Here is a 13,827-nt window from a genome sequence, read left to right as displayed (position 1 = left end):
CTCCCGCTGGCCTCGGTCCGCGACTCGCGCAAGAGCAAGCCTACACCCTTGCGTTGCCTGGGGGCAGGCGCTTGCGGGCGCTGCGCCGTGAACAAGATCTCCCCCGGCGGTGTGCAAGCCTGGCGTCAGCGTCCACACTTAGACTAGGTGCAAGACGAGGAGTACCCCCATGTCCGCCTTCGATCCCCGCGCGGCACTCGACGCGCTGCTGGCCGAGTACAGTGCACGGGCCAATGCCATTCGCCAGGACCTGGGCCGCAGTCACTCGCCGGATTTCGCCGAGCAGGCCCTGCAGCGGCAGAACGACGAGGTGCTCGAGGCCCTGCTGGCCGAGGCCGAGGCGGCGCTGCGCCAGGTCGGCCTGGCGAAACTGCGGTTGGCCGAGGGCCGCTATGGCGAGTGCCTGCGTTGCGGTGAGGCGATCGAGGCGGCACGCCTGCAGGCACTGCCCGCCGCGGAATATTGTCTGCGCTGCGCCGACCGCAAGTAGGCGACGGGCTGGCGGGGCGGCGTATGGCTTGTCGCCGCGGCCCGATACGGCCATGATTTCCCCCAAGCGAGTGCCCCTCTGTTCAAGGATTCCCGATGCCTGATTCCGTTGCTGCCCATCTGCGGCTAGCGCCCGATGCTCTAACCCGCCCTTTCTCCGCTACCCAGTTCAACTTCGCCACCACCGATGATCTCGAGCCCTTCCGTGGCGTGCTGGGCCAGGAGCGGGCGGTCGAGGCCCTGCAGTTCGGCGTGGCCATGCCGCGTCCGGGCTACAACGTGTTCGTCATGGGCGAGCCGGGCACCGGCCGGTTTTCCTTCGCCAAGCGCTACCTGAAGGCCGAGGCCAAGCGCCTGGCCACGCCCTGCGACTGGGTCTACGTCAATCATTTCGACGAACCGCGCGAGCCCCGGGCGCTGGAGCTGGCCGCCGGCAGCGCCGGCGAGTTCATCGCCGACATCAACCAGCTGATCGACAACCTGCTGGCGACCTTCCCGGCGGTGTTCGAGCATCCCTCCTACCAGCAGAAGAAGAGCGTCATCGATCGCGCCTTCAACAAGCGCTACGACCAGGCCCTGGACGTGATCGAGCGCCTGGCCCTGGAGCGCGGCGTGGCGCTGTACCGCGACAGCAGCAACATCGCCTTCACCCCGATGCTCGAGGGCAAGGCCCTCGATGAGGCCGAGTTCGCCCAGCTGCCGGAGGCCGAGCGCGAGCGCTTCCACGCCGATATCGCCGCCCTCGAGGAGCGTCTCAACGAGGAACTGGCCAGCCTGCCGCAGTGGAAGCGCGAGTCGAGCAACCAGCTGCGCCAGCTCAACGAAGAGACCATCACCCTGGCCCTGCAACCGCTGCTGGCGCCGCTGTCGGCGAAGTACGCGGAGAATGCTGGGGTCTGCGCCTATCTGCAGGCAGTGCAGGTCAACCTGCTGAAGACCGTGGTGGACCAGCTGGTGGAGGTGGAAAAGGCCGACGTGCAGACCCGCAAGCTGCTCGAGGAACAGTACTGTCCGAGCCTGGTGGTGGGCCACCACACCGACGGCGGCGCGCCGGTGGTGTTCGAGTCGCACCCGACCTACGACAACCTGTTCGGCCGCATCGAGTACAACACCGACCAGGGCGCGCTCTACACCAGCTACCGCCAGCTGCGCCCGGGCGCCCTACACCGGGCCAACGGCGGTTTCCTCATTCTCGAGGCGGAGAAGATGCTCGGCGAGCCGTTCGTCTGGGACGCCCTCAAGCGCGCCCTGCACTCGCGCCAGCTGAAGATGGAGTCGCCCCTGGGCGACCTCGGCCGTATCGCCACCGTGACCCTCAATCCGCAGGTGATCCCCTTGCAGGTCAAGGTGGTGATCGTCGGCGCCCGCCAGCTGTATTACGCGCTGCAGGACCACGATCCGGACTTTCAGGAGATGTTCCGCGTGCTGGTCGATTTCGACGAGGACATCCCCCTGGGCGACGAGAGCCTGGAGCAGTTCGCCCAGCTGATGAAGACCCGCACCTCGGAGGAGGGCATGGCGCCGCTGACCGCCGCCGCGGTCGCGCGGCTGGCGACCTACAGCGCCCGCCTGGCCGAGCATCAGGGGCGTCTGTCGGCGCGCATCGGCGACCTGTTCCAGCTGGTCAGCGAGGCCGACTTCATCCGCCAGCTGGCGGGCGAGCCGGTCACCGACGTCGGCCATATCGAACGCGCGCTCAAGGCCAAGGCCACCCGCACCGGCCGGGTCTCGGCGCGGATCATCGACGACATGCTGGCCGGCATCATCCTGATCGACACCAGCGGCGCCGCGGTGGGCAAGTGCAACGGCCTGACCGTACTGGAGGTCGGCGACTCGGCCTTCGGCGTGCCGGCGCGCATCTCCGCCACCGTCTACCCGGGCGGCTCGGGCATCGTCGACATCGAGCGCGAGGTCAACCTGGGCCAGCCGATCCACTCCAAGGGGGTGATGATCCTCACCGGCTACCTGGGCAGTCGCTACGCCCAGGAGTTCCCCCTGGAGATATCCGCGAGCATCGCCCTGGAGCAGTCCTACGGCTATGTCGACGGCGACAGCGCCTCGCTCGGCGAGGTCTGCACGCTGATCTCGGCGCTGTCGCGGACCCCGCTCAAGCAGTGCTTCGCCATCACCGGCTCGATCAACCAGTTCGGCGAGGTGCAGGCGGTCGGCGGGGTCAACGAGAAGATCGAGGGCTTCTTCCGCCTGTGCGAGGCCCGCGGCCTGACCGGCGAGCAGGGGGCGATCATCCCCCACTCCAACGTCACCACCCTGATGCTCGACGAGCGGGTGCTGCAGGCGGTGCGCGCCGGTCTGTTCCACATCTATGCGGTGCGCCAGGTCGACGAGGCGCTGAGCCTGCTGGTCGGCGAGGACGCCGGTACGCCGAACGCCGAGGGCCAGTTCCCCGCCGGCAGCGTCAACGCCCGGGTGGTCGAGCGTCTGCGCGAGATCGCCGAGATCGACCTGGGCGAGGACAAGGGCGAGGAGGTGAAGGAGATCGTTGCCGCACCGGCGAAGCAGCGCAAGCCACGGGAGAAGACGCCCGCGGCCTGATCGCGAGCCGGTGACTGGTCGGTCAGTGAGCGCTTCGCCCGCGCCGCCGGCCCGTCTGGGCTCTGTCGGCTTGCCCACGTTTCGTGCACAGGCTTATCCACAGCGCTCGTGGATAAGCCTGGGATTTCCCTCCGCGGCGCTGCGGGTGTAGGCTGAAGACCTGATCTAGCGAGGGTCGCCGCCATGCCGCGCAACCTCTGCCTCACTCGTCAATGCCTGGGCCTGGTCACCCGTATCGAATGCGTGGTACTGCCTCTGGCCGGTGAGAATGGACTCTGGACGCTGATCTGTGCCGCCGGAATCTCCGGCGAACAACCCTCCGCCATCAAGGCGCAAGGCCCGTTCTACGGGCCTGTGGTGGCCGAAGGGGTGCTCAGTGGAATCGCCGAAAGCCTGGCCGTACAAGGCTACGAGGAATGCACCGAGATCCCTATCTGGCGTCTGCATATTCAGGCCGAGTTGCGCCGCCTGAATGGCGAACGCTGCCGCCATGTGGGGCACTATCAGTTCCGTCCAGAAACCTGATCGGGTCGCTGGTCGTCTTTTGAGCTGCCGGCCCCGGCGCCGGTGGTTGCTGGTGCGCGGCGATCGATCCCGTGGCTCTTCACAGCTTTATCCACAGATTGCGGGGATAACCCGGTGGCCTTGTCTGCCCGAGCGTGCTGGGTATACTCGGCCGCAGTTTTTCGCCCCTACCTGTGAGTACCCATGGAACGCTTTATCGAAAACGCGATGTATGCCTCGCGCTGGCTGCTGGCCCCCATCTATTTCGGCCTGTCGCTGGCCCTGCTGGCGCTGGCGCTGAAGTTCTTCCAGGAAGTCTTCCATATCCTGCCCAGCGTGTTCGCCATGGCCGAGGCGGACCTTATTCTGGTGCTGCTGTCGCTGATCGACATGGCCCTGGTCGGCGGCCTGCTGGTGATGGTGATGATTTCCGGTTACGAGAACTTCGTCTCCCAACTGGACATCGACGAGGGCAAGGAGAAGCTCAGTTGGCTCGGCAAGATGGACTCCGGCTCGCTGAAGATGAAGGTGGCGGCGTCCATCGTGGCGATCTCCTCGATCCACCTGCTCAAGGTGTTCATGAATGCGCAGAACATCGATAACACCAAGCTGATGTGGTACGTGATCATCCATATGGCCTTCGTGGTGTCGGCCTTCGCCATGGGCTATCTGGACAAGCTGACCAAGCACGATCACTGATCGCCATTTCCCGTTGCGCCTACCGCCTGCACGTTGCAAAACGGACGGGCGGCGTCCTCGCTGCCTTGTGCTTCTCGGCCCTTCTGCAAAGACTGTACGGGTACGGATCTTCTCCGAACCGTCAGTGGGAGGTGGCTTCATGAATCTGCACGACCTATCCACCCATGCCCGTGCCGGGCATGTCGAGGCGTTGAACCTGATCTCCCTGGAGGGGGGCAACTATTACCTGCTGGAGGCGCGCGTAAGCGGCCAGCCCTTCACCCTGGACGATGGACACGGCCAGCTCCTGCACCTGCGCTCGCTGGAGCATGCCCGCGAGGTGCTGCAGCCCTTGCCGCAGCTACCCCCCTTCCACCTGGTGCAGGCGGCGGTGCATGACGAGATGTGCGGTTTGCCCGAGGAGCCGGGGATCCCCGCCGAGGGTGGGGCGAAGCACTGAGGCGCATCGGGCGCACCGGTAGGGCGACGTGGGCATCTGTGCTAGGCTGGCCGGCCTTTTTAGCCCCAGCGGAGCAGTGTCATGTCCGAACTCAACCTTTCTACTGACGAAACCCGCGTCAGCTACGGCATCGGTCGTCAGCTCGGCGGCCAGCTGCGCGACAACCCGCCGCCGGGCGTGAGCCTCGAGGCCATCCTGGCCGGCCTGAGCGACGCCTTCGCCGGTCAGCCGAGCCGCGTCAGCGAAGCCGAATTGGCGGCCAGCTTCAAGGTCATCCGCGAGGTGATGCAGGCCGAGGCCCAGGCCAAGGCCGAAGCCGCCGCCGGTGCCGGTCGTGCCTTCCTCGCCGAGAACGCCAAGCGTGACGGCATCACCGTGCTGCCGTCCGGCCTGCAGTATGAGGTGCTGAGCACTGGCGAAGGTGCGGTACCGACCCGTGAAGACAGCATTCGTGCCCACTACCACGGCACCCTGATCGACGGCTCGGTGTTCGACAGCTCCTACGAGCGCGGCCAGCCGGCCGAGTTTCCGGTCGGCGGCGTGATCGCCGGCTGGACCGAGGCGCTGCAGCTGATGAATGCCGGCAGCAAATGGCGCCTGTATGTGCCGAGCGAGCTGGCCTACGGCGCTCAGGGTGTCGGCAGCATTCCGCCGCACAGTGCGCTGATCTTCGACGTCGAGTTGCTGGACGTCCTCTAAGTCCTGTTGTCGAGGGGGCGGAGCTCGCTCCGCGCCCTGGCCGACAGCTTCGTGGCATCGCCTGCGAAACTGTCGGGCCGACTGTGTCAGGGGCGCAACGCCCGTGCATAGCAGAACAGAAACAGGCTGCGCACCAGCTCCTTGAGCACCAGGGGTTCGGTGCAGCTGAGTTCCTGCAGGTCCAGGTCGCCCTGGTCGCGCAGTTCGCCCAGCGCGTCTTCCTCCAATACCGCACAGACCTCGCCGGTTTCACGGTGCAGGATGCGCAGGTAGGGTTGGGGTCTATCCAGCCAGGCATCGATCAGGTAGGTCATGACTCATCTCCCTCTTGAGTGGTTTGATGAGAATAATTCCTATTACGGTTATAGCAAGTCTTTATTCGTGCATTTCGTCGCGACATAAAAAAGCCCGTCACAGGGACGGGCTCTTGTGGGCGCGGCGGGGCTCAGTGCGTGCGGGCGACGGCGAAGCGGCTCAGCTCGATCAGGGCGTCGCGGTACTCGCTGGGGGGCAGGGCATCCAGGCAGGCGATGGCGCGCTCGGCGAAGTCGCGGGCCTGGTGGGCGGTGTAGTCGAGGGCGCCGGCGGCTTCCACGGCGTTGCGGATGCTCTCCAGGTTCTCGATGCCGCCCTTCTGGATGGCCTGGCGCACCAGGGCGGCCTGTTCGGTCGTGCCTTCGCGCATGGTATAGATCAGCGGCAGGGTCGGCTTGCCCTCGGCCAGGTCGTCGCCGACGTTCTTGCCCAGGGTGGCTGCATCGCCGCGGTAGTCCAGCAGGTCGTCGACCAGCTGGAAGGCCACGCCCAGGTGATCGCCAAAGGTACGCAGGGCTTCGGTCTGGGTGTCGCTGGCGCCGGCCAGGGCCGCGGCGCTGTGGGTCGAGGCCTCGAACAGCATGGCGGTCTTGCCGCGGATGACCTCCATATAGGTGTCTTCCGTGGTGCTGGCGTCGCGGATCTTCGACAGCTGCAGCACCTCGCCCTCGGCGATTACCCGGGTGGCCTTGGAGAGGATCTTCATCACCGGCATGGAGCCGAGTTCGACCATCATCTCGAAGGAGCGCGAATAGAGGAAGTCGCCCACCAGCACGCTGGGGGCGTTGCCCCACTGGGCGTTGGCGGTGCTGCGGCCGCGGCGCATGTCGGACATGTCGACCACGTCGTCGTGCAGCAGGGTGGCGGTGTGCAGGAACTCGATGGTGGCGGCGAGCAGGCGCAACTGCTCGTCGTCGCGCCCCAGGGCCTTGCCGCTGAGCAGCACCAGCAAGGGGCGCAGGCGCTTGCCGCCGGCCGAGATGATGTAGTCGCCGATTTTCTCCACCAGCGGTACGCGCGAGACGAGTTGTTGACGGATGATGCCGTCGACGGCGGTGAAGTCGTCCGCCACCACGCGGTAGAAAGCCTGGGGTTGCATCGGCGACAAGTGCTCCTCTAAGGTTGCGCGGCATGCTAGGGGGCGGGGTGGGGGCTGTCAAGGCAAGTGCCCGGGGTGCTTGCGCGGCGCCCGGGGCTTGCGTACAATCGCGCACCCTGAACTTCCCCCTGGGCATTTCCCTGCCTTACGCAATTGCAAGGGCGTCCTTCCGGCCCCGAGCAGCCATGCCAGCCGATGACCATACCTATAAAGCGCTGGGTGAGCAGGATTAACGGAGATTTACCATGTACGCAGTGATTGTTACTGGTGGCAAGCAATACAAGGTCACCGAAGGCGAATTCCTCAAGATCGAGAAGCTCGAAGTCGCCACTGGCGAGGCCGTGACTTTCGATCGCGTGTTGCTGATCGGCAATGGCGAAGACGTGAAGATCGGTGCTCCGGTCGTAGACGGCGCCAAGGTTGTAGCCGAAGTCGTTTCGCAGGGTCGTCACGACAAGGTTCGCATCATCAAGTTCCGTCGTCGTAAGCACCACATGAAGCGTCAGGGCCACCGTCAGTGGTTCACTGAGATCAAAATCACCGGTATTCAGGCCTGATTCGTTTCGGCCTAATCCCTTAACAGGAGTATTGAACTCATGGCACACAAAAAAGCTGGCGGTAGTACCCGCAACGGTCGCGACTCAGAAGCCAAACGCCTTGGCGTGAAGATGTACGGCGGCCAGGCCATCAAGGCCGGCAATATCATCGTGCGTCAGCGCGGCACCCAGTTCCACGCCGGTTACGGCGTCGGCATGGGTAAGGATCACACCCTCTTCGCCAAGATCGAAGGTGTGCTCAAGTTCGAAGTAAAGGGCGCGTTCAACCGCCGTTACGTGAGCGTCGTCGCGGCTTAATCGCGAGGCTGCTGGAAGAGCCCCGTCCTTGCGACGGGGCTTTTTTGTTTCTGTATCCTAGGGGTTCTTACCCGATGACCCGGGTTGCCGCGCTCGAGCGCGGGGTCATCCGGCAAGAGCCTGGTGTTCTTAGATTCTGTTGACCCGCAGTGTTGCGGGAGGCGTACCCATGAAATTCGTCGATGAAGTATCGATTTACGTAAAGGCCGGTGACGGTGGCAATGGCATGATGAGCTTCCGTCGTGAGAAGTTCATCGAGAAGGGCGGGCCCAACGGTGGCGACGGTGGCGACGGCGGCTCGGTGTATATCGAGGCCGACGCGAACCTCAATACCCTGGTGGATTACCGCTATACCCGGCGTTTTAATGCGCAGAACGGCGAGAAGGGTGGCAGCACCGATTGTACCGGGCGCAAGGGTGACGACCTGATCCTGCCGGTGCCGGTCGGCACCACGGTGATCGATTCGGCGACCCAGGAGGTGATCGGCGACCTGACCAAGGCGGGGCAGCGTCTGCTGGTCGCCCAGGGTGGCTGGCATGGTCTGGGTAATACCCGCTTCAAGTCCAGCACCAACCGCGCGCCGCGTCAGACCACGCCGGGCAAGCCGGGCGATGCCCGCGACCTCAAGCTGGAGCTCAAGGTGCTGGCCGACGTCGGCCTGCTGGGGCTGCCGAATGCCGGCAAGAGCACCTTCATTCGTGCGGTGTCGGCAGCCAGGCCGAAGGTAGCCGACTATCCCTTCACCACCCTGGTGCCGAATCTCGGGGTGGTTAGCGTCGACCGCTACAAGAGCTTCGTGGTGGCCGACATTCCGGGCTTGATCGAGGGGGCCTCCGAGGGGGCCGGGCTGGGGATTCGCTTCCTCAAGCACCTGGCGCGTACTCGCTTGCTGCTGCATCTGGTGGACATGGCGCCGCTGGATCTGAGTGATCCGGCCGAGGCGGCGGTGACCATAGTCGAGGAGTTGACCAAGTTCAGCCCGGCATTGGCCGATCGCGACCGCTGGTTGGTGTTGAACAAGGCCGACCAGATGCTCGAGCAAGAGCGCGAGGCGCGTGTCGCCGAGGTGGTGGCGCGGCTGGACTGGCAGGGGCCGGTCTATGTGATCTCCGCCCTGGCCCATGAGGGGACCGAGCGCCTCTGTCAGGACATCATGAACTACCTGGAGGTGCGCGCCGAGCGTGCCGCGGAGAATCCGGAGTTCGCCGCCGAGCTGGCCGAGCTGGATCAGCGCATCGAGGACGAGGCGCGCGCCCGTCTGCAGGCGCTGGACGATCAGCGTGCGCTGCGTCGGGCCGGGGTCAAGAGTGTCGATGATGTCGACGAGGATGACTTCGACGACGAAGATGACGAGGATGGCCCGGAAATTATCTACGTCCGGGATTAAGCAAGTTTTCAGCGCCGCTTAATAGCGGCGTTTTTGTAACGGCTGAGCGAGCGCTGTCTGGCTAAGGTTGGAAGATCATGCGTGACAAGGTGACCGGCGCGCGGCGCTGGGTGGTAAAGATCGGTAGTGCGCTGCTGACTGCCGACGGGCGCGGCCTGGACCGGGCGGCGATGGCGGTGTGGGTCAAGCAGATGGTGGCGCTGCGCGAGCAGGGTGTCGAGCTGGTGCTGGTGTCCTCCGGTGCGGTGGCGGCGGGTATGAGTCGCCTGGGCTGGAGTGCCCGGCCGAGTGCTATGCACGAGCTGCAGGCGGCGGCCGCCATCGGTCAGATGGTGCTGATCCAGGCCTGGGAGTCGAGCTTTGCCGAGCATGCTCGGCACACGGCGCAGATCCTCCTGACCCATGACGACCTGTCGGACCGCAAGCGCTACCTCAATGCCCGCAGCACGCTGCGCACCCTGGTGCAGCTGGATGTGGTGCCGGTGATCAACGAAAACGACACGGTGGTCACCGACGAGATCCGCTTCGGCGACAACGACACCCTGGCGGCGCTGGTGGCCAATCTGGTCGAGGCCGACCTGTTGGTCATTCTCACCGATCGGGATGGCATGTATGACGCCGATCCGCGGCACAATCCCGGCGCGGCGCTGATCAACGAGGCGCGCGCCGACGATCCGGCGCTGGATGCCGTGGCCGGTGGCGTGGGTGGTGCGCTGGGGCGTGGCGGCATGCAGACAAAGCTGCGCGCGGCGCGTCTGGCGGCGCGTTCCGGTGCGCATACCGTCATCGCGGGAGGGGCGATCGAGCAGGTGCTGGTGCGGCTCAGGGCCGGCGAGCAGCTGGGTACGCTGTTGGCGCCGGAGCGTGGTTTGTTGGCCGCGCGCAAGCAGTGGTTGGCCGGGCATCTTCAGACCCGTGGCACCCTGGTGCTGGATGCGGGGGCGGTCAAGGCGTTGACCAAGGATCGCAAGAGTCTGCTGCCGGTCGGGGTCAAGGTGGTGCAGGGTAGCTTCCGCCGCGGCGAGATGGTGGTGTGCGTCGATCTCGAGGGGCGCGAGGTGGCGCGCGGGCTGGCCAACTACAGCGCGCTGGAGGCGCAGAAGATCATCGGTCAGCCGTCGGATGCCATCCAGCGGCTGCTGGGTTATGTCGATGAGCCCGAGTTGGTGCATCGAGATAATCTGGTTCTGGTGTGAGGGGAAAGTGCATGGCGAGAAAGTTGTTGGCGGCGTTGTCGATGCTGCCCGTGTTGGTCTCGGCCGAGGAGATCGGCGAGGTCTCCACCGTGTTCAAGCTGTTGGGGCCGAACGACAAGATAGTGGTCGAGGCGTTCGATGACCCCAAGGTGGAGGGGGTGACCTGCTACCTATCGCGGGCCAAGACCGGTGGGGTGAAGGGAGGGCTGGGCTTGGCCGAGGATCGGGCCGAGGCCTCGATCGCCTGTCGTCAGGTCGGGCCGGTGCGCTTCAAGTCCGAGCTGAAAGAGGGGGAGGAGGTGTTTCGCGAGCGCACCTCTCTGGTGTTCAAGACCATGCAGGTGGTGCGGTTCTTCGATGAGAGGCGCAATACCCTGGTCTATCTGGTGTACAGCGACCGGGTGATAGAGGGCAGTCCGCAGAATGCGGTGACGGCTATCCCTATCCTGCCCTGGCCGCAGCGGCCCTGAGCGTGAGTGGAAAAAAGGCCCGAACCGAGTTCGGGCTTTTTTCTTGGCAATAAAAAACCGGCCCTGGGGCCGGTTTTTCAAGAACAGACAGCTTAGGCTGCTGCAGCTTCGCCGAGCGCCTTGATGTGGGCGTTCAGGCGGCCTTTGTGGCGGGCTGCTTTGTTCTTGTGGATGATGCCCTTGTCGGCCATGCGGTCGATGACCGGAACGGCCAGGGTATAAGCGGTCTTGGCCTGCTCGAGGTCTTTGGCGTCGATAGCCTTGACCACGTTCTTGATGTAGGTGCGGACCATGGAGCGCAGGCTGGCGTTATGGCTACGACGCTTCTCAGCCTGTTTGGCGCGTTTTTTGGCAGAAGGTGTATTGGCCACCGTCAAGCTCCTCGAAAACTGGGGGGTTACAAACAAATAAGGCCGCGAATCATGCCGACCCGATGGGCGCCTGTCAAGCCTGTTGGCGTTCGTCCCTGCTGGCCTGACCAGTGGCAGGTCGCTACACTCGTCGCCTTCGCGCGCCGGTGAAGCATCCGCTGGCGTGCCCGCTCGCGGAAGTCGAATTATTACATGAATCTGCTCAAGTCGCTGGCCGCCGTCAGCTCGTTGACCATGCTCTCCCGCGTGCTGGGATTCGTGCGAGATACCATCATCGCGCGTATCTTCGGCGCCAGCGTGGCCTCGGACGCCTTCGTGGTGGCGTTCAAACTGCCCAATCTGTTGCGCCGGATCTTCGCCGAGGGGGCCTTCTCCCAGGCCTTCGTGCCGATCCTGGCGGAGTACAAGACCCAGCAGGGCGAGGAGGCGACCCGCACCTTCGTCGCCTACGTGAGCGGCCTGCTGACCCTGGTGCTGGCCCTGGTCACCCTGCTCGGCATTCTGCTCGCACCCTGGATCGTGTGGGTTTCCGCCCCGGGTTTCGCCGATGAGCCCGATCGCTTCGCCCTGACCACGGACCTGTTGCGGGTTACCTTCCCCTATATATTGCTGATCTCCCTGTCGTCCCTGGCCGGCGCGGTGCTCAACACCTGGAACCGCTTCTCGGTGCCGGCCTTCGTGCCGACGCTGCTGAACGTCAGCATGATCGGCTTCGCCCTGTGGCTGGCGCCCTATTTCGATCCGCCGATCATGGCCCTGGGTTGGGCCGTGCTGGTCGGCGGTCTGTTGCAGCTGCTTTACCAGCTGCCGCACCTGAAGAAGGTCGGCATGCTGGTGCTGCCGCGACTGAATCTCAAGGACATGGGGGTGTGGCGGGTGCTCAGGCAGATGGGGCCGGCCATCTTCGGGGTGTCGGTCAGTCAGATCTCGCTGATCATCAACACCGTCTTCGCCTCCTTTCTGGTCGCCGGCTCGGTGTCCTGGATGTATTACGCCGACCGCCTGATGGAGTTGCCGGCCGGCGTGCTCGGGGTGGCGCTGGGTACCATACTGTTGCCGGCCTTGTCGAAGACCCATGCCAGCGCCGATCGCGAGGAATACTCGCGGCTGCTCGACTGGGGGCTGCGTCTGTCCTTCCTGCTGGCGCTGCCCAGCGCGGTGGCCCTGGCCGTGCTGGCCGAGCCCCTGACGGTTTCCCTGTTCCAGTACGGCAAGTTCGCCGCTCACGATGCGCTGATGACCCAGCGCGCCCTGATTGCCTACTCCGTCGGCCTGCTCGGCATCATCCTGGTGAAGATTCTCGCCCCGGGCTTCTATGCCCGGCAGAACATCCGCACGCCGGTGCGCATCGCGGTGGTGACGTTGATCGCTACCCAGCTGATGAACCTGGCGTTGATCGGGCCGCTGGCCCATGCCGGGCTGGCCCTGGCCATCGGCCTGGGCGCCTGCCTGAATGCCGGGCTGCTGTATTGGCAGCTGCGCAAGGGCGACTATTTCCAGCCGCAGCCGGGCTGGGGGCTGTTTCTCGGCAAGCTGCTGCTGGCAGTGGCGGCCATGGGCGCGGTGTTGCTGGCGGCCATGCATTTCATGCCGGCCTGGAGCGAGGGCAACATGCTGTTGCGTCTGTTGCGCCTGGGGGGGCTGGTGCTGGCCGGCCTGGCGAGCTATTTCGCCATGCTGCTGCTGCTCGGTTTCCGCTTGCGCGACTTCGCCCGCAGGGCGTTACATTGATTGCCGATGGCCTGGTCTTGCCGCCTGTTGTCGGCGGGCGGGTGTGCGTATAATCGGCCACTTTATGAGCAAGAAGCGTGCTATGCAGCTGGTTCGAGGCCTTCACAATCTGCGGCCCCAGCATCGGGACTGTGTCGCCACCATCGGCAACTTCGACGGCGTCCATCGTGGCCATCAGGCCATCCTGGCGCGCCTGCGCGAGCGTGCGGCCGAGTTGGGGGTGCCCAGTTGCGTGGTGATTTTCGAGCCGCAACCCCGTGAGTTCTTCGCCCCGCTGACGGCGCCGGCGCGCCTGACCCGGTTGCGCGACAAGCTCGCGCTGCTGGCCGAAGAGGGCGTCGACCGGGTGCTGTGCCTGGCGTTCAACCCGCGCCTGCGCGAGTTGAGTGCGGCCGAGTTCGTCCGCGAGGTGTTGGTCGACGGCCTGGGCGTGCGCCATCTCGAGGTCGGCGATGACTTCCGCTTCGGTTGCGATCGCGCCGGTGACTTCGCCTTCCTCGCCGAGGCCGGAGCCCAGCAGGGCTTTACCGTCGAGGCCGCGGCCACGGTCGAGCTGGGCGGCGGCCGGGTCAGCAGCACGCGGGTGCGTGAGGCCCTGGCGCGCGGCGATTTCGCCCTCGCCGAACAGCTGCTCGGGCGCCCGTTCCAGATTGCCGGACGGGTGCTGCACGGGCAGAAGCTCGGCCGCCAGCTGGCCGCGCCGACGGCCAATATCCAGCTCAAGCGCCGCCGCGTGCCCTTGACCGGGGTTTACCTGGTCAGCACCCGGGTGGACGGCCAGGCCTGGCCGGGCGTGGCCAATATCGGCGTGCGGCCGACAGTGGCCGGGGATGGCAGCGCCCATCTGGAAGTGCATCTGCTGGATTTTGCCGGCGACCTGTATGGCCGGCGTTTGACGGTGGCGTTCCACCACAAGCTGCGCGACGAGCAGCGATTCGCCTCACTCGAGGCCCTGAAGACGGCAATTGCTGCCGATATTGCCGCCGCCCGTGCCCATTGGCAGGGCCAACCGCTTAAGTGA

The 13,827-nt window shown here is 65.3% G+C and carries 16 protein-coding genes; 13 read left to right on the top strand and 3 right to left on the bottom strand.

The annotated features are described in order from the left end of the window. Nucleotides 1-169: 169 nt before the first annotated feature. The 6 genes from SBP02_RS16905 (at nt 170) to SBP02_RS16880 (ending at nt 5,383) form a co-directional block, all read left to right on the top strand. Complete coding sequence (locus SBP02_RS16905; RefSeq protein ID WP_318643527.1) at nt 170-490, top strand: TraR/DksA family transcriptional regulator; 321 nt, start codon at nt 170-172, stop codon at nt 488-490. A 95-nt stretch (nt 491-585) separates the two neighbouring features. After that, entirely contained in the window at nt 586-3,042 is a 2,457-nt protein-coding gene (locus SBP02_RS16900) for a Lon protease family protein (RefSeq protein ID WP_318643526.1), read from the top strand. Nucleotides 3,043-3,225: 183 nt separating this feature from the next. Continuing rightward, nucleotides 3,226-3,567, top strand: coding sequence for a PA4575 family protein (locus tag SBP02_RS16895; RefSeq protein WP_318643525.1), 342 nt, complete (start codon nt 3,226-3,228; stop codon nt 3,565-3,567). Between the two features lie 183 nt (nt 3,568-3,750). After that, a complete protein-coding gene (locus tag SBP02_RS16890) occupies nt 3,751-4,245 on the top strand; it encodes a TIGR00645 family protein (RefSeq protein ID WP_213641316.1) in 495 nt (164 codons plus the stop codon). A gap of 139 nt (nt 4,246-4,384) precedes the next feature. Continuing rightward, the gene (locus SBP02_RS16885) at nt 4,385-4,684 is read left to right on the top strand and encodes a DUF6482 family protein (protein WP_318643522.1); all 300 of its coding nucleotides are present in this window, start codon (nt 4,385-4,387) and stop codon (nt 4,682-4,684) included. Between the two features lie 81 nt (nt 4,685-4,765). After that, nucleotides 4,766-5,383, top strand: coding sequence for an FKBP-type peptidyl-prolyl cis-trans isomerase (locus tag SBP02_RS16880; protein WP_318643520.1), 618 nt, complete (start codon nt 4,766-4,768; stop codon nt 5,381-5,383). 86 nt (nt 5,384-5,469) lie between these two features. On the opposite strand, the gene SBP02_RS16875 is transcribed toward SBP02_RS16880, so the two are convergent. Both SBP02_RS16875 and SBP02_RS16870 read right to left on the bottom strand, forming a co-directional pair. Beyond that, complete coding sequence (locus SBP02_RS16875) at nt 5,470-5,697, bottom strand: PA4570 family protein (protein ID WP_318643518.1); 228 nt, start codon at nt 5,695-5,697, stop codon at nt 5,470-5,472. Nucleotides 5,698-5,828: 131 nt separating this feature from the next. Next, complete coding sequence (locus tag SBP02_RS16870) at nt 5,829-6,797, bottom strand: polyprenyl synthetase family protein (RefSeq protein ID WP_318643516.1); 969 nt, start codon at nt 6,795-6,797, stop codon at nt 5,829-5,831. Nucleotides 6,798-7,042: 245 nt separating this feature from the next. Between SBP02_RS16870 and rplU the strand changes: the two genes are divergently transcribed. The 5 genes from rplU (at nt 7,043) to SBP02_RS16845 (ending at nt 10,704) form a co-directional block, all read left to right on the top strand. Then, the gene (rplU, locus tag SBP02_RS16865; protein WP_318643514.1) at nt 7,043-7,354 is read left to right on the top strand and encodes a 50S ribosomal protein L21; all 312 of its coding nucleotides are present in this window, start codon (nt 7,043-7,045) and stop codon (nt 7,352-7,354) included. Nucleotides 7,355-7,393: 39 nt separating this feature from the next. Then, a complete protein-coding gene (gene rpmA / locus SBP02_RS16860; protein WP_318643512.1) occupies nt 7,394-7,651 on the top strand; it encodes a 50S ribosomal protein L27 in 258 nt (85 codons plus the stop codon). A gap of 169 nt (nt 7,652-7,820) precedes the next feature. Next, nucleotides 7,821-9,038 carry an Obg family GTPase CgtA gene (gene cgtA, locus SBP02_RS16855; protein WP_318643510.1) on the top strand — a complete coding sequence of 406 codons (1,218 nt, stop codon included), beginning with the start codon at nt 7,821-7,823 and terminating at the stop codon, nt 9,036-9,038. A 77-nt stretch (nt 9,039-9,115) separates the two neighbouring features. Further along, nucleotides 9,116-10,234, top strand: coding sequence for a glutamate 5-kinase (proB, locus tag SBP02_RS16850; RefSeq protein ID WP_318643508.1), 1,119 nt, complete (start codon nt 9,116-9,118; stop codon nt 10,232-10,234). 11 nt (nt 10,235-10,245) lie between these two features. After that, nucleotides 10,246-10,704: a CreA family protein gene (locus SBP02_RS16845; RefSeq protein WP_318643506.1), complete on the top strand. Its 459-nt coding sequence runs from the start codon at nt 10,246-10,248 to the stop codon at nt 10,702-10,704. 92 nt (nt 10,705-10,796) lie between these two features. On the opposite strand, the gene rpsT is transcribed toward SBP02_RS16845, so the two are convergent. After that, nucleotides 10,797-11,075, bottom strand: a complete 279-nt coding sequence (rpsT, locus tag SBP02_RS16840) for a 30S ribosomal protein S20 (RefSeq protein WP_213641307.1) — start codon at nt 11,073-11,075, stop codon at nt 10,797-10,799. Nucleotides 11,076-11,267: 192 nt separating this feature from the next. Between rpsT and murJ the strand changes: the two genes are divergently transcribed. Next, a complete protein-coding gene (gene murJ / locus SBP02_RS16835) occupies nt 11,268-12,806 on the top strand; it encodes a murein biosynthesis integral membrane protein MurJ (protein ID WP_318643502.1) in 1,539 nt (512 codons plus the stop codon). A gap of 82 nt (nt 12,807-12,888) precedes the next feature. Continuing rightward, entirely contained in the window at nt 12,889-13,827 is a 939-nt protein-coding gene (gene ribF / locus SBP02_RS16830; RefSeq protein ID WP_318643500.1) for a bifunctional riboflavin kinase/FAD synthetase, read from the top strand.

Origin of the sequence: Pseudomonas benzenivorans (genome assembly GCF_033547155.1) — a bacterium.
Classification (GTDB): Bacteria; Pseudomonadota; Gammaproteobacteria; order Pseudomonadales; family Pseudomonadaceae; genus Aquipseudomonas; species Aquipseudomonas benzenivorans_B.
Note: the sequence above shows the minus strand (reverse complement) of the source record. Positions and strands in the feature narration are given on the sequence as shown.